This is a genomic window from Catellatospora tritici (assembly GCF_019083965.1).
Taxonomy (GTDB): Bacteria; Actinomycetota; Actinomycetes; order Mycobacteriales; family Micromonosporaceae; genus Catellatospora; species Catellatospora tritici.
The window spans coordinates 1-20,104 of the sequence record NZ_JAHRCY010000005.1; the positions used below are offsets into that span (position 1 = coordinate 1).

Annotated in this window: 15 protein-coding genes; 9 read left to right on the forward strand and 6 right to left on the reverse strand. The window is 68.3% G+C overall.

Going from position 1 to position 20,104, the window contains the following annotated elements; genetic code table 11:
- The 4 genes from KUA19_RS12295 to KUA19_RS12310 all read left to right on the forward strand — a co-directional run.
- Positions 1 to 914, forward strand: a 914-nt coding sequence (locus KUA19_RS12295) for a hypothetical protein (RefSeq protein ID WP_217396358.1), incomplete at its 5' end; no start/stop codon positions are given.
- Positions 915 to 1,023: 109 nt separating this feature from the next.
- The gene (locus KUA19_RS12300; RefSeq protein WP_217396089.1) at positions 1,024 to 1,806 is read left to right on the forward strand and encodes an SGNH/GDSL hydrolase family protein; all 783 of its coding nucleotides are present in this window, start codon (positions 1,024 to 1,026) and stop codon (positions 1,804 to 1,806) included.
- Positions 1,807 to 1,909: 103 nt separating this feature from the next.
- On the forward strand, positions 1,910 to 2,902 hold the full coding sequence (locus tag KUA19_RS12305) for a hypothetical protein (RefSeq protein ID WP_217396090.1): 993 nt from the start codon (positions 1,910 to 1,912) through the stop codon (positions 2,900 to 2,902).
- A gap of 89 nt (positions 2,903 to 2,991) precedes the next feature.
- On the forward strand, positions 2,992 to 4,503 hold the full coding sequence (locus tag KUA19_RS12310) for a phospholipase D family protein (RefSeq protein ID WP_308167417.1): 1,512 nt from the start codon (positions 2,992 to 2,994) through the stop codon (positions 4,501 to 4,503).
- 120 nt (positions 4,504 to 4,623) lie between these two features.
- Here KUA19_RS12310 and KUA19_RS12315 read toward each other — a convergent pair whose 3' ends face one another.
- The 4 genes from KUA19_RS12315 to KUA19_RS12330 form a co-directional block, all read right to left on the reverse strand.
- Positions 4,624 to 5,142, reverse strand: a complete 519-nt coding sequence (locus tag KUA19_RS12315) for a hypothetical protein (RefSeq protein WP_217396091.1) — start codon at positions 5,140 to 5,142, stop codon at positions 4,624 to 4,626.
- 123 nt (positions 5,143 to 5,265) lie between these two features.
- On the reverse strand, positions 5,266 to 5,898 hold the full coding sequence (locus KUA19_RS12320) for a histidine phosphatase family protein (RefSeq protein ID WP_217396092.1): 633 nt from the start codon (positions 5,896 to 5,898) through the stop codon (positions 5,266 to 5,268).
- Between the two features lie 60 nt (positions 5,899 to 5,958).
- Positions 5,959 to 7,707 carry a M28 family peptidase gene (locus KUA19_RS12325; protein WP_217396093.1) on the reverse strand — a complete coding sequence of 583 codons (1,749 nt, stop codon included), beginning with the start codon at positions 7,705 to 7,707 and terminating at the stop codon, positions 5,959 to 5,961.
- A gap of 118 nt (positions 7,708 to 7,825) precedes the next feature.
- Complete coding sequence (locus tag KUA19_RS12330) at positions 7,826 to 8,089, reverse strand: hypothetical protein (RefSeq protein ID WP_217396094.1); 264 nt, start codon at positions 8,087 to 8,089, stop codon at positions 7,826 to 7,828.
- 163 nt (positions 8,090 to 8,252) lie between these two features.
- Here KUA19_RS12330 and KUA19_RS12335 point away from each other — a divergent pair, with 163 nt between their 5' ends.
- The 5 genes from KUA19_RS12335 to KUA19_RS12355 all read left to right on the forward strand — a co-directional run bounded on the left by KUA19_RS12335 (position 8,253) and on the right by KUA19_RS12355 (position 18,387).
- A complete protein-coding gene (locus KUA19_RS12335) occupies positions 8,253 to 8,549 on the forward strand; it encodes a hypothetical protein (protein WP_217396095.1) in 297 nt (98 codons plus the stop codon).
- A gap of 75 nt (positions 8,550 to 8,624) precedes the next feature.
- A complete protein-coding gene (locus KUA19_RS12340) occupies positions 8,625 to 8,966 on the forward strand; it encodes an ArsR/SmtB family transcription factor (RefSeq protein ID WP_217396096.1) in 342 nt (113 codons plus the stop codon).
- A gap of 79 nt (positions 8,967 to 9,045) precedes the next feature.
- Complete coding sequence (locus KUA19_RS12345) at positions 9,046 to 10,029, forward strand: methylenetetrahydrofolate reductase (protein ID WP_217396097.1); 984 nt, start codon at positions 9,046 to 9,048, stop codon at positions 10,027 to 10,029.
- Positions 10,030 to 10,129: 100 nt separating this feature from the next.
- Positions 10,130 to 11,692, forward strand: coding sequence for a S1 family peptidase (locus KUA19_RS12350; protein ID WP_217396098.1), 1,563 nt, complete (start codon positions 10,130 to 10,132; stop codon positions 11,690 to 11,692).
- Between the two features lie 359 nt (positions 11,693 to 12,051).
- Entirely contained in the window at positions 12,052 to 18,387 is a 6,336-nt protein-coding gene (locus tag KUA19_RS12355; protein ID WP_217396099.1) for an RHS repeat domain-containing protein, read from the forward strand.
- 495 nt (positions 18,388 to 18,882) lie between these two features.
- On the opposite strand, the gene KUA19_RS12360 is transcribed toward KUA19_RS12355, so the two are convergent.
- Together KUA19_RS12360 and KUA19_RS12365 are read right to left on the reverse strand one after the other, a co-directional pair.
- The gene (locus tag KUA19_RS12360) at positions 18,883 to 19,659 is read right to left on the reverse strand and encodes a hypothetical protein (protein WP_217396100.1); all 777 of its coding nucleotides are present in this window, start codon (positions 19,657 to 19,659) and stop codon (positions 18,883 to 18,885) included.
- Positions 19,652 to 20,104 carry a hypothetical protein gene (locus KUA19_RS12365; RefSeq protein WP_217396101.1) on the reverse strand — a complete coding sequence of 151 codons (453 nt, stop codon included), beginning with the start codon at positions 20,102 to 20,104 and terminating at the stop codon, positions 19,652 to 19,654. The genes KUA19_RS12360 and KUA19_RS12365 overlap by 8 nt, the downstream gene beginning before the upstream one ends.

Sequence of the window (20,104 nt, forward strand, 5' to 3'; positions counted from 1 at the left end):
CGACCACGTCGGTCACCCCCGGCGTGCCCGGCCGGTGGACGGTCAAGTTCCCCGGCCAGGGCATCGCCGGTGGCGTCGTGCACGTCACCGCCGTGCACGACGCGCTCACCAGCCCCAACGGCCGCTTCTGTCAGGCCGAGAGCTGGGGCCCGGACACGTCGCTGCCGCCCAACGAGATCGTCAAGGTCGCCTGCTACCGCACCACCGGCGTGCTCGACCCCGCCCCGGGCTTCTCGGTCCAGTTCGCACGCAGCTCCGGCGGCATCGGCGGCGGCCTCTACGGCTACATGTACAACAACGCCGCCTGCGGCATCATCACCAACTACACCACGCTCGGCTTCGGCACCACCTGCACCCATGTCGGTATCGGCCAGTACTCGATCGCGTTCACCGGCCTGGGCACCCCCGGGCCGCAGGACGGCGGCATCCAGGTGACCGCGGTCAACGCCGCCGCGGCCGCCCGCTGCAAGGTCGCCAGCTTCCAGTCCTCGCCCAACGGGCAGTTCTTCCGCATCCTGTGCTACAACCACCTCGGTGCGCTGGCCGACAACGCGTTCACCTCGACGTACCAGTTCAAGCGGTCGCTGTACGGCCCGGCCTTCCCGCCCAACCGCTTCGGCTACATCTGGAACGTGCCCGGCGCAGGCCCGGCGTCGACGAACTACAACTCGATCTTCGGCAGCAATGGCCTGAGCGCGGGCCCGCCGGTGTGGACCATCAAGTACTACCAGCTCGCGGCCAGCCTGCCCGGCAACTCCCAGGCCACCGCGTACGGCACCACGCCGTCGTTCTGCGGCTTGCACAAGCCCTGGTCGATCGCGGGAACCGACATCCTGGTGCTGGTCAACTGCTTCGACAACGCCGGTAACCCGATCGACTCCGGCTTCTTCAGCAGCTACTCGTCCCAGGCCTGATCGGACGTTCACCACGCGTGCCGCCCTACCCGGGCGGCACGCGTGGACCTTCACGTTCGTGAATGTTTCTGGCAGCATGTGCGCACCCCCTACCCCTTGGGAGAGCCACATGCCGTTCCCGCTCCGCGCCGCCGTACCCCTGCTGGCGGCCCTCTCCTTCGTCCTGCTCGGCGCACCCGCCCACGCCGCCGCGCCCACCTACACCGCCCTCGGCGACTCCTACGCCTCCGGCACCGGCACCCGCGAGTACTTCGACACAACGTGCCAGCGCTCCTCGTACGCCTATCCGGTCCTCGACGCCGCCCGCCTCGGCGCCACGCTCACCTTCGCCGCCTGCGCCGGTGCGAAGATTCCCGACGTCCTCAACAAGCAGCTGGGCAGCCTCAACGCCGGGACCCGGTACGTCACGGTCAGCGCGGGCGGCAACGACATCGGCTGGTCCTCGGTGATCGTCCAGTGCGCCAAGCCCTGGCCCTACACCTGCTGGGGTCAGATCGACACCGCCGAGAACTACATCCGCAACACCCTGCCCGGCCAGCTCGACGGGCTGTACGACCGCATCCGCTCCCTGGCCCCGAACGCGACCGTGGCCGTGGTCGGCTACCCGCGCCTGTTCAACGGCGAGGAGTGCAACGTCATCGCCCGCATCTCGCCCGGAGAGCAGACCGAACTCAACGCGGCCGCCGACCTGCTCGCGACCACCATCAAGGCCAGGGCCACCGCGCACGGCTTCGTCTTCGTCGACGCGCGTGGTCCCTTCACCGGACACGCTGTCTGCGACGACGTCGAATGGCTCAACGGCACGTCGCTGCCGACGGGGGAGTCCTACCACCCGAACCGGTCCGGCCACGTCGGTTACGCGGGCATCGTGGAGACCGCGCTGCGGGCCTGACGTCCAGGGCCCATGACGCTCAGGGCCCCGCTGTGGCGGACCTGTAGGTCGGCTGTAGCGGGGCCCGGCAGGATGGCGGCACAACTCGACGAGAGGGCCGGGCATGCGCGCCAGGATCGGAATTCGGCTGCTGGCGGTGCTGGCCGCCATCGCCACGGTGACGGCGCTGCCGGTCCCGGCGCAGGCCGCGGACCGCGTGCTGCGGGTCTACAACAACAACATCGAGAACCTGGTGGTCAACAACTCCGACGGGTCCTGCACCCGCATCTCGGGACCGGACCACCTGACCTCGATGCTCGTCGACGACGCGGGCCACACCGGCACCAGCGGGGTCAAGGCGCCCGACATCCTCATCGTGCAGCAGATCCGCGGTACCGGCCAGGCCACCGCGTACGCCGACCAGCTGTCGGCAAAGTTCGGGCTGCCCGCCGGGACGTACCAAGCGATCGTGGTCTGGGACGACCCCGAGCCGTGGGGCAGCACCCACAAGTGCGACGACCAGTCCCTCGGCGACCTGAAGAAGAAGCAGACCAACGGCATCATCTACCACTCCGGGCGACTGTCCCTGACCGGTGTGTCGAAGTACTGGAGCGCGGGCTGGCTCAAGCCCGGCACCGCCTACGCCGACGGCGCCGGGTGCACCCTGTACAAGCCGCCGAACGCCGACCCCGACACCACCGACCAGTACAAGTGGAAGCGCACCAGCGCCATCGCCGCCCGGTTCACCATCAAGGAGACCGGCACCAGCGTCTTCGCCGCGACCATGCATCTGCCGCAGGAGAACCGCCAGAACGCCTGCGCGGGCGACGGCGACAAGGGCATCGGCGCCACCGGCATCCACCTCGGTGTCGATGCGACCGACCTGATGAACGCCTCCACGATCCGGATCGTCGGCATCGACGCCAACCGCACCGGCATCCCGGCGAGCACGCTCAGCGGATACGGCATGAACGGCTACGGCACCGCCGCGACCAACGGGTCCAGCAAGATCGACTATCTGTTCGTGCGAGGCACGGTCCAGGCCTCGCCGGTCGGGTACACGGTCGCTTCCACCAAGTCCAACCACAAGGCTCTGTACGGGTTCATCACCTTCTGAGACCCGGCCTGCCGCGGCGGGTGGGAGCCGACCATCGCGAACTCGATGCCCCTGACGGTTTCCGTGGCGCTGACGGTACGGTCGCCGGCGTGACCCCCGGCAGCTGGTTCCTGTCCGCCGACGAGCGCGGCAACCCCGCCACCGACATCGACCGGCGGCGCGGCGACGGCCTGGCCTGGACCCGGGGCAACCTGGCCCGCCCGCTGGTGCACGGAGCGGCGTACTTCCATGAGCTGGTCGAGGTCCTGGATCGGACCCGGGCCGGGGACGTGGTGATGTTCACCGACTGGCGCGGCGACCCCGATGAGCGCCTGGACGGGCCGCGCACCCAGGTCACCAAGGTGCTCGGCGACGCGGCCCGACGCGGGGTGCACGTGTACGGCCTGCTGTGGCGCTCGCACCCGGACTGGCTGCACTTCAGCTCGCCGCAGAACCGCCAGCTCGCCGAGCAGCTGCAGGAGGCCGGGGCGCACGTCCTGCTCGACATGCGGGTCCGCTTCGGCGGCTCGCACCACCAGAAGATGTTCGTGGTCCGCCACCCCGACCGCCCCGAGGACGACGTGGCCTTCGTCGGCGGCATCGACCTGTGCCGCGGCCGCAACGACGACACCAAGCACCAGGGCGATCCGCTCGCCCCACCGATGGCCGAGGTGTACGGCCCGAACCCGCCCTGGCACGACATCCAGCTGCAGCTGCGTGGTCCTGCGGTCGGCGACGTCGAGCACGTGTTCCGGGAACGATGGCTCGACCCGAGCCCGCTGTCGCTGAACGTGCTGGACTGGCTGCGCGACCGCCTGTCCCGGCTGCGCACCGAGGTCCCGGCGCTGCCCGAGCAGCTGCCGGACCCGCCCGCGTGCGGTCCGCACAGCGTGCAGACGCTGCGCACGTACCCGCGGCGGCGGCTGGGCCGCTATCCGTTCGCCCCGCGCGGCGAGCGCAGCATCGCGCGCGGTTACCTCAAAGCGCTGGCCAAGGCACAGCAGCTGATCTACGTCGAGGATCAGTACCTCTGGTCGGCCCGGGTGATCCAGCCGTTCGCCGAGGCGTTGCGGGCCAACCCCGACCTGCGCCTGATCTGCGTGGTGCCGCTCGTCCCGGACGCGGCCTCGCCGACCATCTCCATCGCCGAGTCGTGGGGTCGCAAGCAGGCGATGAAGGTGCTGGGCCGGGCAGGCGGCGACCGGGTCGCGGTGTACGGCCTGGAGAACGCCGCCGGGACGCCGATCTACGTACACGCGAAGTCGTGCGTCGTGGACGACACCTGGGCGACGGTGGGCTCGGACAACTTCAACCTGCGCTCGTGGACCTATGACTCCGAGCTGACCTGCGCGGTGGTCGACGAGTCGGAGGTCCCCGCGTACGCGCGTGACCTGCGGCTGGAGCTGATGAGTGAGCACGTGTTCGGCGGCGAGGGCGTCCCGACGGGCGGCTGCGCGAGCCGCGGGCGGCGTTCGACCTGTTCGCTGCCGCGGCCAGGGAGCTGGACGGCTGGCACGAGGCCGGTGGCACCGGTCCGCGGCCGCGCACCAGACTGCGCCGCTACGTCCCGCCGAAGGTCGGCGGTTGGCGCAGGCTGCCCGCTCGGCTCGTCTACGAGCTGATCTGCGATCCCGACGGTCGACCCAACGCCATGCGCCTGCGTAACCGCTTCTGATCGCGTGGCGGTGACCGTCTGGCGTGAGCTGCCGGAGAAGATCGGTGCGGTCCCTTGGCGCGGCCCGTCAGTAGTGCAGCAGGTCAGGCCCGAGGCAGCCCGCCGCGAAGGCGAACAGGCACGCCGCCGCGATGGCGACGACCCCCCATCGCCAGGCGATCCGAGGTGTTGCGGTCCGGGGCGTCGCGGTGTCGAGCAACGCGGGGGTTCCGCGAAGCATGGCGTTGAGCTGCTCGGCCGCTTCGCGCTGGCCCAGCCTTCGATCGAGCCTGCCGCTTCTCGGTTCCCACAGCCACGACGGCCCGGTCCGGATGACGACGGTCCGACCGTCGGTGGTCTGGACGAGCAGCTTGCCGTCACTGCCGAGCTGCCCGGCTGCCACCATGTGCCGCGGCACCGTGCTGACGCGATACATCGAGTACACGGCGATGGAGGTCTGGCTCACGACGACCCGCTGGGCGTACGCGATCACCGCCGCCCAGACGGCGACCGGCGCGAGCAGGAACGCGAACCGCGGCACGGAGCCGCCGGTACGGTCGATGATCCAGGCACCGGCAAGTGCCGCGCTCGCGACCACAGCCGACACGACCCGCGCCTGGATGTCCCTGCGTCGGAGCGTCCTTTTCGCGCCGCGAGCCATCGGCTCAAGGTAGCCGGGTCGGACAACAGGCGGCGTCGCGCCCGCGACGGCCGCTGGCGGCGGGTTGCCTCACGCGTTGAAGCGGACCAGGGACCAGCGCGGCGGCGGGAACGCCGCCGGGTTGTCGTCGGTGAGCCATTCGGTGACCGTGGCGTTGCCGACGTTGACCAGGTCGAACGGGTGCCAGTGGCCGAGCAGGCCGAGCCCGGTGAACGAAGCGGCGACCGTCTCCGCGTGCGCGACCACGATCACGGTCGCGCCCCGGTGCCGGGAGGCGATCTCCACCAGCGCGCGGCTGATCCGGGTGAGCAGCTCGGCAGGTGTCTCGTTGCCGTCCTGAAATGGCCGAAACACCCCGCCGCCGGGTGCGGCGTGGTCCCGCAGGAACCGCTCCACCGCCATGCCGTCGGCATAGTCCGGCACGTGCCAGGTGCACAGGCCGCAGTCCTGGGTCGGCTCCACTCCGAACGCCGCCCCGACCGTGGCCGCGGTCTGCACCGCCCGACGTCGGGTCGAGGTGTAGACCGCGACGGTCTCACCCCACCCGTCCTGGTCCGCCCGTGCGGCGAGCAGCGAGGCCAATCCGGCCGCCTGCTCGTGTCCCAGCGGCGTCAGGCCGCCGCAGCCGTGCGGGCCGCCGACCACGCCGTCTGCCTTGTGCACCGAGTCGCCGTGCCGCACCAGCACCATCCGCGTACGCACAGGCGCCGACATTAACAACCGGTGGCCGGTTCGTGGAACCGGCCACCGGTTGTTGTCGCGTCAGGACACGGTCACGGCCGTGTCGTCGATGACGAACGACGTCTGCAGGCCCGAGTCCTCGACGCCGGTGAACTTGATGGTGACGGTCTGGCCCGCGAAGGCCGACAGGTTGTACGAGCGCAGCGTGTACCCGCTGGCGTTCAGGTTCGAGAACACCTGCAGCGTGGTGGTGCCCGCCTGCACGGTCAGCTTGTCGTACGCGGTGGTGGTCGTGGTCTCCGCGGTGACGATCTTCAGATAGAACGACAGCGTGTAGCTGCTGCACCCGGTCGGCAGGGTCACCGACTGCGACAGCGTGTCGGTGTGGGTGGAGCCGTAGCCGTTCAGCCACGCAGACCACGTGCCGGTGCGCGGCGCGCCGTTGCCGGTGTTCTGCCCGATCACGCCCGAGGACTGGGTCCACGAGGTGGCACCGGACTCGAAGCCCGGGTTGGCGAACTTCTGCCCGGCCCCGGTGCACCCGCCGGTGCCGTTGACGGTCAGCGTGTACGTGGCCGAGTGGGTCACGGACCCGGTGCCGGTCACCGTGATGGTGTAGGTGCCGGGGGCGGCACTGGAGGTGGTCGACACGGTCATTGTCGACGAGCCGCCGGAGGTCACCGAGGTGGGGCTGAAGCTCACGGACACGCCCGACGGGGCGCCGGAGGCGCTGAGGCTGACCGTCTGCGCGCTGCCCGAGGTGGTCGCGGTGCTGACGGTGGCCGTGGTCGACGAACCCGGGTTGACCGCACCGGAGGTGGGGCTCAGCGACACCGAGAAGTCATTGGCGGGCGCGGTGCCGGTGGTCAGGTTCCACACGGCGTACTCGATCGCGTTGGCGAAGCGGCCCAGCGACGTCGTGTTGATGTTCGACGGGTAGCTGTCGCACGCCTTGTGGTAGCACGGGTCGTACGCCGCACCGGCGGTGCCGCCCCACTTGGTGACCTGCGCGCTGGTCTTGGTGAAGCCGGCGCCGGTCGAGTTGATCGAGGACGGGATGCCCGCGTTGCGGAACGAGCCGTCGTCGCTGCAGCACTCGGTCGACGTCTCCGTCGGCACGCTGATGGAGGTGAAGTACTCACGCAGCTTCACCGCGACGGCGTCGGTGCCGGTGACGAAGTAGCCGCCGTTGGTCGAGGCGATCATGTCGAACGTGCCGTACGCCTTGATCGCGGTCTTCTGCGCCGAGGTCAGCGAGTTGACGTAGAACTTCGAGCCGATCAGGCCCTGTTCCTCGCCGGCCCACCAGCCGAACCGCGCGTGCTTGGCCATGGTCGGGTTGGCCGCCGCCAGCTGCAGCGCGGCCTCCAGCAGCGCCGTGGAGCCGGAGCCGTCGTCGTTGATGCCGGGACCCGCCGAGACGCTGTCGAGGTGCGCGCCGAACATGTAGGTGTTGTTGGTGTCGCCACCCGGCCAGTCGGCGATGACGTTCTTGGCCGAGCCGTTGCAGGTGGTGCAGGTCTGCAGGGTGACGGTGAAGCCGGCGGCCTGCAGCTTCTGCTGCACGTAGGTCACCGAGGCGGTGTGGCCGCCGGTGCCGGTCGCCCGGTTGCCGCCGTTGTTGGTCGCGATGGTCTGCAGCTGCTGCAGGTGGGCCTTGACATTGTTCACGTCGATGACCGGCGCGGCCAGGGTGCCGACGAGGGCCGGTGCGGTCGCACCGGTCTGTCCGGCGGGTCGGGCGGCGGCCGAGGGCTGTGCGCTCAGGGCGATCGCCGCGGCGACGAAGACAGCTAGGGCAGGTCCTGCCGTAACCGTTTTCAGTCTCATGAAGGGCTCCTTGTGTCCATGCCGATGTGGACGGCTCGCCGTAGCCAAGCAGAACCGCCGAAGCGGCACAAGGCATCGGAACCCTTGAATTTTGTACGGACCCTTGTCGTCGTGGCGATCAACCCTGCGGGGGTGTCTCCTCGCTGCCGGGCGCCTGTTCGCGCACCAATGGCAGCACGATGGTGGGGTGGGTGAGGCCGAGCAACCGGCTGTGCCGCTCGCTCACGCGTACGCAGGCCAGCGCCACCGAGCAGGGCAGTTGTCGGGTGCAGCTGCACAGGCCGCCACCGGCCGGACGGTGCTGGGCGAGCATCGCGGCGGCCGCCGCGACCTGTCTGTGTGCCAGCTCGATCGCGTCGGCCGAGGCACCCTCTGTCCACATGGGACGAATCTTGCCATTCGGGCGGGGGCTGCGTACACCCGGTGCCCGTCGAGCTGAATAGTTGCGTATCTTAGCAAGTACTAATGCGTCGCCGCGGGTTCGGCGGGCAGCGCCCGAGCACGCGCGGCCGGGATGGCCGACAGCGGAAGGGGCGTGCAGCCAGATGGAACCCCAGCGACGTTCGGCCTGGCACGGATACCTCCTGGTGGTCGACGGCCTGGTGCCCGCGGTGCGGCGCACCACCCAGCGCGGCGAGGCCGCCGCCGAGTTCGCGGCGCTGCACGCCCACCTGGACGCGAACGCGACCGCCTGGGGCCTGGACGGACTGCGCCTGCTCGGTATCGCCACCCACGCGCACGTCATGCACCGCCGCGGTGACCAGGACACCAGTCTGGTGCTGCTGCAGGCCCTGGCCAGACGGCTGTTCGCCCTGTCCCGCCCCGGCCGCATGGTCCGCTGATCGGAACGCCCCCGGCAGCCCGGCAGCCCGCGAATGCGCCCGGTACGGTTTGGGGACGATGGAGGAGGTGGACCGGTGCGCAAACCGCTGTATCAGGCCAAGGCGGAGTTCTTCAAGGCACTGGCCCACCCGGCCCGCATTCGCGTGCTGGAGCTGCTGTCGGTGCGCGAGCACTCCGTCGGCGAGATGCTGCCCGAGGTCGGCCTGGAGGCCGCCCACCTGTCCCAGCAGCTGGCCGTGCTGCGCAAGATGAACCTCGTGGTCACCCGCAAGGAAGGCTCGACCGTCTACTACTCGCTGGTCAGCCCGCACGTCGCCGAGCTGCTGGCCGTCGCCCGCCGCATCCTGACCGAGGTCCTGGCCATCCAGGTCGAGCTGCTCGACGACCTGCGCGCCGCCCAGACCATGGCACACTGACCACCCGAGTCGTGTCGACTATGTGAGACGGCAATCCTGGGCGAAGACACGCCACAGACGACCTGGTTAAGGTCGGTTCATGCTGGAGCAGACCGTGACCTCGCCCAACGCCGCCGAGACCCCGACCGGGCGGCCGCCGCTGCGGGAACTGCTGACCGACGCGCACAGCGGTGTCCTGCTGTTCGGCATCACGCCGCCGCGCCGCAGCGCCACCCCCGACGAGGTGCGCCAGATCGCTGCCGTCACCATGGCCCGGCTCGCCCCTCTCGACGTCGACGGCCTGGTGCTCTACGACATCGACGACGAGAGCGACCGCAACCCCGACCAGCGCCCCTTCCCGTACCTGCCGACCATGGATCCGGCCCGCTTCCAGGACGAGTACCTGACCGGCTGGGACCGACCGGTCGTGGTCTACCGCTGCGTGGGCAAGTACCCCGAGCACGAACTGCGGTCGTGGCTGGACCGGGCCGACCCGGCCCGCGTGCTGAGCGTGTTCGTGGGCGCGTCGTCGAGCCAGAAGACCATCCACACGAGCCTGCCGCAGGCCCAGGTGCTGCGCCACGAGGTCCGGCCGGAGCTGCTGCTGGGTGGGGTGGCCATCACCGAGCGGTACGTGCGCAGCGGTGACGAGCACCTGCGCCTGGCCGCCAAGCAGGCCCGCGGCTGCGCCTTCTTCATCTCACAGGTCGTCTACGACGTCGACGCGACCAAGAGCCTGGTGTCGGACTACTTCCACAGTTGCCGCGAGCAGGGCATCGCGCCGCGGCCGGTCCTGTTCACCCTGTCGGTGTGCGGCTCACTCAAGACGCTGGCCTTCCTGAAGTGGCTGGGCGTGGGCATCCCGCGCTGGCTGGAGAACGCGCTGACCCACGCCGCCGACCCGCTGGCGGAGTCGTACGACTACTGTGTCGCCGCGGCGCGGGAGCTCAGCGAGTTCTGTCGCCACCTGGGGATGCCGTTCGGGTTCAACGTGGAGAGCGTGTCGATCCGCAAGGTGGAGATCGAGGCGTCGGTCGCGCTCGCCGCCCAGGTGCGCGCCCTGCTGGACGGCGCCGAGCGCTGACCGCTCGCTGGGTCGATCGGCGCGGTTATTCATGGTCTTCACTGGAGGGTGAGGCTGCCCATAGACTGGCGGCGATTTCTCACACCCCCTGGGAGCCCCCATGTTCCGACGAATCGCCACCACCGTGGGCGCACTCGTGCTCGGCGCGGCCGCCATCGCGGTCCCCGCCGTCCCCGCGACCGCCGTCACCCTCCAGGCGGCCAGCCTCAACGCGACGATCGCGTTGAACAACTGTTCAGCCTCGCTCGTACGTTTCCCCAGCTCCGTCAGCACCGACCGGGCCATGATGCTGACCAACGGCCACTGCTATGAGGGCGGCATGCCCGGCGCCGGGGACGTGCTGCAGAACCGCAGCAGCACCCGGTCCGGCACCCTGCTCAACGCCTCCGGCACCGGCCTCGGCACCGTCCGCGCCGACCAGCTGATCTACGCGACGATGACCGACACCGACGTCGCCCTGTACCGCCTCAACACCACGTTCGCCTCGATCCAGAGCAGCTACGGCGTGACCGCGCTGACGATCTCGGCCACCCGCCCGGCCAGCGGCAGCAGCATGTTCATCCCGTCCAGCTACTGGAAGCAGATCTGGAACTGCACCATCAGCGCGTTCGTGCCCACCCTGCGCGAGGGCGTGTGGACCTGGCACGACTCGATCAAGTACAACTCCGGCTGCCAGACCACCCACGGCACCTCCGGCTCGCCGATCGTCGACCTGGCCACCAACAACGTCGTCGGCATCAACAACACCGGCAACGACGACGGCCAGTCCTGCACGCTGAACAACCCGTGCGAGGTCGACGCCAACGGCACCACCCACGTCTACCAGGGCCAGAGCTACGGCCAGCAGACGTACTGGTTCACCACCTGCCTCAACGCCTCGCGCGCGATCGACCTGACCGTGTCGGGCTGCCTGCTGCCCAAGCCGCCGGGCACCGGCAACACGGTGACGGTCACCAACCCGGGCAACCAGTCCTCGGTCGTCGGCACCGCGGTGAACCTGCAGATCACCGCCAGCTCCTCCGGCAGCGGCCAGACGCTGACCTACAGCGCCACCGGGCTGCCCGCGGGCCTGACCATCAACGCGAGCACCGGAAAGATCACCGGTACGCCCACCACCGCGCAGACCACCACCGTCACCGTGACGGCCAAGGACACCACCAACGCCACCGGCACGGCGTCCTTCAGCTGGACCGTCAGCTCGTCGGGCGGCACCTGCTCCGGGCAGTTGTTCGGCAACCCGGGCTTCGAGACCGGCACGTCCCCGTGGACCCAGAGCAGCGGCGTGATCGACAACAGCTCGGGTCAGGCGGCGCACGGCGGGTCGTACAAGGCCTGGCTGAACGGGTACGGCAGCACCCACACCGACACGCTGTCGCAGTCGGTGACGATCCCGGCCGGGTGCCGCGCAACGCTGACGTACTGGCTGCACATCGACACCGCCGAGACGACCACCACGGTCGCCTACGACAAGCTGACCGTCGCCGCGGGCTCGACCACAATCGCCAGCTACTCGAACCTGAACAAGAACACCGGGTACGCGCTGCGCACCATCGACGTCTCCGCGTACGCGGGGCAGACGGTGGTCATCAAGTTCACCGGCGTCGAGGACGCGTCCCTGCAGACCTCCTTCGTCATCGACGACACCGCGCTGACCCTGTCGTAGCGGCACCGCGTGGCTCGGCCCGCCGTTGGGTACGGCGGGCCGAGTCACGCGCCGCGGCAGTGAGGTCGGTGCGTGTCGGATCGTCACGACCGCGTCACCAAACACGATCCCCGGTTTCCAGTGCTTCGTCGATGGTGGACACGTTTGTCCGCCGGTTCGACCGCTAGGCCGCCCCAGGCGAACCAAACAATCATGAGCATCACGTCGATAACGATTCTTCGTCGCGGGACAACGGGATGGTCGAACTCTGGGCTACCGTGCGTGCACTTGATCGCCTCGGGGGAGTGTGTGTGATGGTGTCTGCTCGGCGGCGCGTGCGCCTGCGTCGGTTGCCGTTTCTGCTGGCTGTGGTTCTGACGGTGGGGTTGCTGCCGTTCGTCGGGGTGCCGGTGAGGGCTGCCGCGGCGAGTCCTGATCTGCTGGATGTGGGTGTGTCGGTGGCCGGACGGCCGCTGACTGTGGCCGACCGCGGGCCTGACCCTGACGACGCGGTCGCGAGGACGGCGCGGCTGTCCGCGCCGAAGTGGCCGCAGCCGGGTGTGGCGGTGCTGGATCTGGCCACGGCCGGGCGGCAGGCGGGCGCGCAGAGCGTCGGCGCGACCCTGGGTGTGTCGGTGTCGCCGGTCGGCGCGGAATCGGGTGCGCGGGCGTTCGCTGCCGAACGTCCCGTCGGGGCGGTGCGGGTTCAGTCCTTCGACCATGCGGCGGCCGGTGCCGTCGGCGCGGTCGGTCATGTGTTCTCGCTGACGCGTGCTGACAGCGTGCTGTCGGGCGGTCACGTGCGGGTGAGTGTCGACTACTCGCCGTACGCGCAGGCGTTCGGCGGGTCGGTCGCGGACCGGTTGCGGCTGGTGGAGTTGCCGGCGTGTGCGGTGAAGACTCCGCAGGTGGCGAAGTGCACGGCGAATCCGCGGCGGGTGGAGAGCGTCAACGATCTGGCGCGGGGTGTGCTGAGCGCGGTCGTGGGAGTCGGCGGTGACCAGATCGCCGCGGCACGTGCGAACCGGTCGGGGGTGCTGGCTGATGAGAGCACCGCGGTGCAGGGCTCGGGCACGGTGCTGGCGGTGATGTCCGTCGCGGAGGGTGGCTCGACCGGCTCGTACAAGGCGACGGAGTTGAAGCCGTCGGACGAGTGGCAGATAGGCCTGAGTTCGGGCGGGTTCAGCTACTCCTATCCGCTGCCGGAGCCGCCGCTGCCCTATGGCAGCCCGCTGGGTCTGTCGCTGTCCTACAGCTCCAGCGGTGTGGACGGCGTGACGGGATGGACGAACAACCAGGGTGGCTGGGCCGGTCTGGGCTGGTCGTTCAGTCCGGGCTACATCGAGCGGACCTACTACTCGTGCAAGGAGGACTACCCGTCTGACGGTGCGTTGGCGGGTGAGATGTGCTGGGAGTCGCCCGACAAGCACGACGGCGAGACGGGCACCGACGACATCCTCTCGGCGCAGATGACGATCTCGCTCAACGGTCAGGCCACGAAGCTGGTGAAGACCACGGACGGCAAGTGGCGGACCAAGGACGACTTCGGCTGGAAGGTCGAGAACCTGGCCGGTGGGGCCGAGTCGGACGGGTACTGGTTGGTGTCGACGCCGGACGGGGCCAAGTACCGGTTCGGGTTCGTGCGCGACGCGGTGTGGAAGATGAACTTCCTGGGCGATGACCCGGGCGAGCCGTGCAACAGCGCGTTCACCGGATCGTGCCAGGATCCGTGGCGGTGGAATCTCGACCAGATCGTCGACCGCAACGAGAACCAGACGAACCTGTTCTGGACCCGCGAGGTCAACTACTACAAGCGCGCCAAGACCGGCAGCATCCTGGATTACGACCGCGGCGGCTATCTCGACCGGATCGAATACGGTCGCAATGACACCGTGGCTGGATCGATCCCTGTCGGAAAGGTCGAGTTCACGTCGGTGAACCGGTGTGTCGAGCGCACGCTGACCGACGACGTGGTGGCCAACCCGTACCCGGCCAACGCCTGTCCGACCCAGGCGTCCTCACCGTCGTCGTATCCGGACGTGCCGGCCGATCTGCTGTGTTCGGCGACCTCGTGCGGCAACTACTCGCAGGCGTTCTTCACCTCGACGCGCCTGGACATGGTCACGTCCTACACGTGGAACCCGGTGACCAACGGCTGGGAGAACATCTCGCGGGTGCAGGCGAGGTACAAGTTCATCAACCCGCCTGGTCTGACCGGTGAGGTGCTGTTCCTGGACTACCTGCGACCGATCGGGTTGATCGGCGACGACGCCACCAAGATCGCCCTGCCGGTGGTGAACTTCGACTCGCGGACCGACCTGGACGGCCGCGTCGACTACGACGAGGACGGCCTGGGTGTCGCGGCACTGCGGATGCCGCGGCTGCTGCAGATCTACAACGGGTTCGGCGGGAAGATCGAGATCACCTACGGCCGCAAGGACCCGTGCCCGGACGGCGGATCGAACCAGCCGGGCTACAGCACCTGGTACAACACCAAGGTCGGCAACTGGGACGTCAACACCGAGGACTGCTACAACATCTTCCACACACCGGAAGACAGCAACGATTCCGGCTTCGGGATCTTCCACAAGTATCTCGTCACGAAGGTCGTCTACAAGGACCTGGTGGGCGGCTCGCCGGATCAGGTGACCCAGTACGACTACTCGCAGTCGACCGCGACCTGGGCTCACCCGCGTTCTCCGTTCGTCGCGGACTCGGACGAGTCGTGGAGTGACTGGCGCGGCTACGGCAAGGTGCGGGTGCTGCAGGGCTCGGGCACGGACCCGTCGCAGTACACGGTCGAGACGCACACCTTCTTCCAGGGGATGTACTACGACCGCAAGGACGACGACACCCTCAAGCAGACGATGATCAAGGACTTCGACGACCACTGGCGCGTCGACCACTATGCCGTGACCGGCCGGACGCTGCAGGTCCAGCGCTACAAGATGCTCACCTACAACTCCGATCCGACCCTTGCGACCTACGACGAGGTCGGGTCAACCCGCTACGAGTACGGGTATCCGCTGATGGGCGACGGGCCGGGCTACAACAACTCGTACCGGACGTTCGTCACGCTGGAGAAGAACCGGGAGAAGGTCACCGGCGGAGGCTGGCGCGAGACCCAGAAGACGACGACCTACGACAACGTGTTCTGGCAGCCGGAGACGGTCACCGACCACGGCAACCTCGCCGACACCGCCGACGACACCTGCACCAACATCTACTACGCCCGCAACGAAGCGCTCTACCTGCTCGACTACCCGGACACGGTCATCACCCGTGAGGGCTCGGCGTGCAACACCCAGACCCCGGGCGCGGAGATCGGGCGCACGATCACCTACTACGACGGGTCTATCGACACCGGCCCGCTGCAGTATCTCGACGACGGCAACCCCACTTGGGTCAAGACATACAGCGCCAGCAACAAGTACACCGCCACCGAGTCGGTGTACGACAACTTCGGCCGTGTCACCAGCGCGACCGACGCGGCGGGAAAGACCACCACGACGACCTACAACCCGGCGGTCAACTGGCCGGAGAACGGCATCGTCACCGCCGGCCCGATCGCCGGTCACCAGACCACCATCTTCATGTCGCGTTACCAGGGCGGTCCGTTCAAGACGATCGACGCCAACGGCAAGGTGACCGAACTGAAGGTCGACCGCCTGGGCCGCACCACCGAGGTGCTTCTGCCCGGCGAGACAGCGGGCCAGGGATCGCTGCGGTTCGCATACCAGATCACCTACGACGGCGGGATCGGCCAGCCCACCGCGCCCGCGCGCACGCAGACCGAGAAACTGGTGTCGGGTGCGGGGAACTGGGCCTCGTCGTTCACCTACCTCGACGGCCGTGGCCGCACCAGGGAAGTCCAGACGGCCAGCCCGGCCGGTGGCCGGATCGTCAGCGTCACGACCTACGACGCCCGCGGTAACGTCGCGGCGACCGGCGACCCGGTGCACAACGCCTCAGCCGCCGGATCGGGGCTGCTCAACCCGGCCCTGACGGCACTGCCCGCCTGGCACAAGACAACCTATGACCACCTGTCGCGGCCGATCAGCGTGGCGGACTACTCCACCACCGCCAGCGCATGGCGGCAGGCCACCACCACCTACTACGGCGACCGGGTCGAGACCGTGCCTCCGGCCGGCGGCACCAGGACCATCGCGTATCTCGACGTCAACGGCAAGACCACGAAGCTGGAGCAGTACACCACCGCCACCATCCACCAGGACACCGTCTACACCTACGACCTGCTCGGGCGTATGACCGCCATGACCGACCCGGCCGGCAACGACTGGACCTACGCCTACGACTGGGCCGGTCGCATGACCACTGCGGTCGACCCCGACGCCGGCACCACGACCACGGCCTACGACTCGGCCGGCCGCGTCGACTACACCCAGGGCCCGCTCGGGAAGGTCTCGAACAAGTACGACGACCTCTCCCGCGTCATCGAACGCTGGTCGGGCCCGGTCGGCACCGGCGGCACGAAGCTCGCTTCCTACCTCTACGACACCATCGCCAAGGGGCAGCTCACCTCGGCGACGCGCTACGACACCACCGGCGCGTACGTCACCGGCGTCACCGGATACAACAACCGCTACCAACCCACCGGCAACTTCGTCACCGTCCCGGCCGGTGTGATGGACCCGGCCGTGAAGACCTACCAGACGAACCTGGGCTATGACCAGGCCGGCAACATCACCTCGATGACAGTGCCAGGGGTAGGGGCGGCCGGGACGCCGCTGGCCGAAGACGAGGTGATCACCTACGGATACGACAACCTCGGCTACCCGACGACCGTCACCTCCGACTACGGACCCAGCACCACCACCTACGTCGCCAGCCGGACCTACTACAACTACGGGCCGCTGAACAGGGTCACGCTCGGCGCCGCAGGAGCTCAGGTGCGGTTGACGAACACCATCAACCAGGGCACCGGACGCCTCGACGTGTCCCAGGTCGACACCGAGAGCACGACCCCGGGCACCTTCAGCGACAAGTTCACCAGCGAATACAGCTACGACGCCATCGGCGACGTCAAAGTCATCGCCGGAAGGACCAACGGGGCACGGGACCAGGTCGAGTGCTTCAAGTACGACGCCCTACGCCGGATGACCGAGGCATGGACCAACGCCATCTGGGACTGCGGCGCCACCAAGGTCCCAGGCGGCGCTGGCGCCGACCCCTACTGGCGCCAGTGGACCTTCGACGACTACACCGGCAACCGTAAGACGCAGGTCGACAAGGGTGCCGCGGCGGACACCACGTGGACGTACACCTACCCGGCACCCGGTGCGGTCCGACCGCACTCCTTGACCAGCGTCGCGGCCGCAGGACCGCTTGCCGGCACCGCGAACAGGGCGTTCACCTATGACAACGCCGGCAACACGGTCAACCGCCAGACCGACGCCGGTGTCGGCCAGGTTCTGAACTGGAACCCCGAAGGACACCTGGCAACAGTCACCCAAGGTGCTACCACGACCGAGTATGTGTACGACGCCGACGGCAACCGGCTGCTCGGCAAGACGGGCGGGAAGACCACTCTCTATCTCGGTCACACCGAAATCGACCGCGACTCGGGCACCCTGGCGGCCACCCGCTACTACTCCGCAGACGGGCAGACCATCGCGGTGCGAGACGGTGCGGGACTGCGTTGGATCGTCGGTGACCACCACGGGACCCAGCAGATTCAGATCAACTCCGTGGGCCTGGGCACCACCAGGAACAGGACCATGCCGTACGGCGAGACCCGCGGATCGCAAGGCCTGTTCGTCGGCACGAGAGGCTACGTCGGCGGCACCAAGGACTCGACAGGTCTGGTGCACCTCGGTGCGCGCGAGTACGACGCCACACTCGGCCGATTCATCTCGGTCGACCCAGTCCTGGATCTGACCAACCCCCAGCAGGCACACGGCTACTCGTATAGCGGAGGAAATCCCACCACCTTCAGCGATGCATCGGGTCTTCGGTTCGAGGAGGAGACTGTCGCGCAATATCAGACCCGGGTGAAGCATCATGAAGCAGGGATTGCCGCCGCGCGGAAACGAGCTGAGGAAGCGATCCGCAAGATCCGTGAGTTGAAGATCATGGGTCAGGACGTCAGCGAGCAAACGTATGAGGCCATGAGGAGCGGCTTCGGGTATAGCGGCTCACGCAGCTTCACGGTCGGAGAAGCGATGGATCATCTGGCGTGCATGGAAGCTGGGCGGTGCGTCGGCGACCGGGGGCCAGAGGTATTTGTGGAGTTCGTCTGCCGATCCATGGGGGGTGGAGGTGAGTGCTCAGCACCGATTTCCGCTGTCGAGCAAGCGATTGCGGATCAGGTGGCGAGTGGGGCTGGCCCCAGCCTGCCAGTCGTGCAGGCACTGGCAAGCTTCACGGATGGAAACGATAAGACGGGAGTGGAGCAACTGTCCTCGGCTGCTGGAACTGCGCCGGCGATTGGAGCTCCCATAGCGGCGGTGGGTAACATCAGCGCCTCGTACTTAGAGGACAACGAACGGCCTCAGTTGGTCTTTACCCGTGGTGCTCAATTCTCCTCGGATGGAGATTCGATCATTGATGGAAGGGTACTCGCCACAAAAAAGGTCTGGCAGCACCACCAAGTCATCTTCCCAACTCCCATTGCCGTGTTCGCTGTGCAGGCGCGACTCGACTTTCCGATAACCGATTTCATTGTCGGAATGCAGCAAGTCGGGTTCATTTCGTGAGTTCCCATTTTAATGCTCCAAGGGCTGCTTGTCGCATTGAAGTGCGCCGGTCACGTTAACCGATGACAGCACCACCAGCACCGGCTCCAGGTGCCGGTGGTGCTTCTGGCTGGGATTCTGCCGGATGTCGATGCCCTTGGCCCGGCTGAGGGCGAGCGCTGGTCAGCGGTGGCGGGTCAGCGGTGAGGGCCTCGGTGATCTACTTCCTGTCCAGATTTGATCATTGTGCGAAATGGTGACTAATGCCGTAGCCCGCGACCCCCTACGGCTTCCGCAAGTCGTCAATCAGTGGCTATGCACCACTGCGCGACGACACGACGCTACCGCAGGCATCTCGACCCCCGCTAAGTTCGTTGACCGCATGGTCCAGTGGCGGAATGTCCGAACTCTGCAGCGATCGTTTCGTATCCGGCGTGCCCGTGGACCGGGACTGGCAGGGCCCGTGACCGGAAGTTTGCTGGTCATGGGCCCTGTCCTCGATGACGAACGGCCGGGTCAGCTCTGGGCGGCGTTCGGCACAGCCGACCGCAGTTGCTTGGCGTTGTCCACCGTGGCCTGGACGGCCCGGATGATCGCCGGGATGGACCCGATGATCAGGATGATCGCCCACACGATGCCGACGATCGCGAACACGATCCCGGCGATGGCGTCCGTGATGCTGACCAGCACCCCCGGCACGAGCCCGTGCAGGAACACCGCCACCACGTTGCCGAGCAGCGACGTGATCATCATGGCGACCAGGCCCTTGTTCTGCAGGAACCGCTGCTGCGCCAGCACCAGGCAGACCGCGCCGACCACCTTCAGGAACATGATCAGCGACAGCACCACCGCCGCCTCGCCGCGTGGGAACGACCCGAACAGGATCAGGTACACGATCGTCCCGAACGGGAAGGCCAGCAGCAGGCCGATCATCAGGACGAGCTTGGCGATCGCCACGAACAGCAGCACCAGCGCCGTGATGATCAGGATGATCGCACCGATCAGCGTGACCACCCCCTGGGCTCGGGCATGCAGCCGCTTGGAGGCCAGGATCGCCACGCCCATCAGCACCGCCGTGCCCAGCAGCACGACGTCGATCAGCGCCAGGTACGAGATGGCCAGTCCGCCCGGCCGCTCCGCCACGCCCGGCGGGACGTCGGCGCCGAGCTGCGTGGCCGTGTCCAGGGCCGGGGTGGTGAGCCCGAGCAGGAACGAGCTGCCCGTCTCCACCGCCACGACCAGTCCGAACGCGACGAGCGAGACGAAGAAGAACGGGGTGCGCAGCCTATCCATCACTGCCTCCAACGGTCACGGTGCACTTGTCGCAGGTCAGCGTGATGTCCACGCCGTCGCCGTCGACCGCGACCTTGATGCGCTCCCCGGCGGGGACGTCGCGGTCGAGGGCGGTGTCGTCGTGCGGGGCGCGGGTGTGCAGGTGCAGCGCGGCGTCGGGGCGCAGCGCCACCTCGCGCAGGTCCGCGTCGGCCCTGGCGACGGTCAGCACGCAGCTGCCCTCGACCGTGAGGGTGTCGCCGGTGCGGCACGGGGCGGTCAGATCCGCCGGGTCGACCGGATCGGGGTCGCCGAACCAGTCGCCCAGTGCCTGGACCAGGCCGTTGTCGGTGGGGTCGGCCATGGACTGCTGGTCGTTCTGGGTGGCCACGCCGGTGACGTACAGCGCCACGATCAGCACCGCGACCGCGGCGAGGATCTTCTGTCCTCGGGTGAGTGCGGGCAT

Coding starts and splice junctions, on each gene's coding strand:
- KUA19_RS12300 (WP_217396089.1), top strand. CDS start 1,024: ATGCCGTTCCCGCTCCGCGCCGCCGTACCCCTGCTGGCGGCCCTCTCC.
- KUA19_RS12305 (WP_217396090.1), top strand. CDS start 1,910: ATGCGCGCCAGGATCGGAATTCGGCTGCTGGCGGTGCTGGCCGCCATC.
- KUA19_RS12325 (WP_217396093.1), bottom strand. CDS start 7,707: ATGAGACTGAAAACGGTTACGGCAGGACCTGCCCTAGCTGTCTTCGTC.
- KUA19_RS12330 (WP_217396094.1), bottom strand. CDS start 8,089: ATGTGGACAGAGGGTGCCTCGGCCGACGCGATCGAGCTGGCACACAGA.
- KUA19_RS12335 (WP_217396095.1), top strand. CDS start 8,253: ATGGAACCCCAGCGACGTTCGGCCTGGCACGGATACCTCCTGGTGGTC.
- KUA19_RS12345 (WP_217396097.1), top strand. CDS start 9,046: ATGCTGGAGCAGACCGTGACCTCGCCCAACGCCGCCGAGACCCCGACC.
- KUA19_RS12350 (WP_217396098.1), top strand. CDS start 10,130: ATGTTCCGACGAATCGCCACCACCGTGGGCGCACTCGTGCTCGGCGCG.
- KUA19_RS12360 (WP_217396100.1), bottom strand. CDS start 19,659: ATGGATAGGCTGCGCACCCCGTTCTTCTTCGTCTCGCTCGTCGCGTTC.
- KUA19_RS12365 (WP_217396101.1), bottom strand. CDS start 20,104: ATGCCCGCACTCACCCGAGGACAGAAGATCCTCGCCGCGGTCGCGGTG.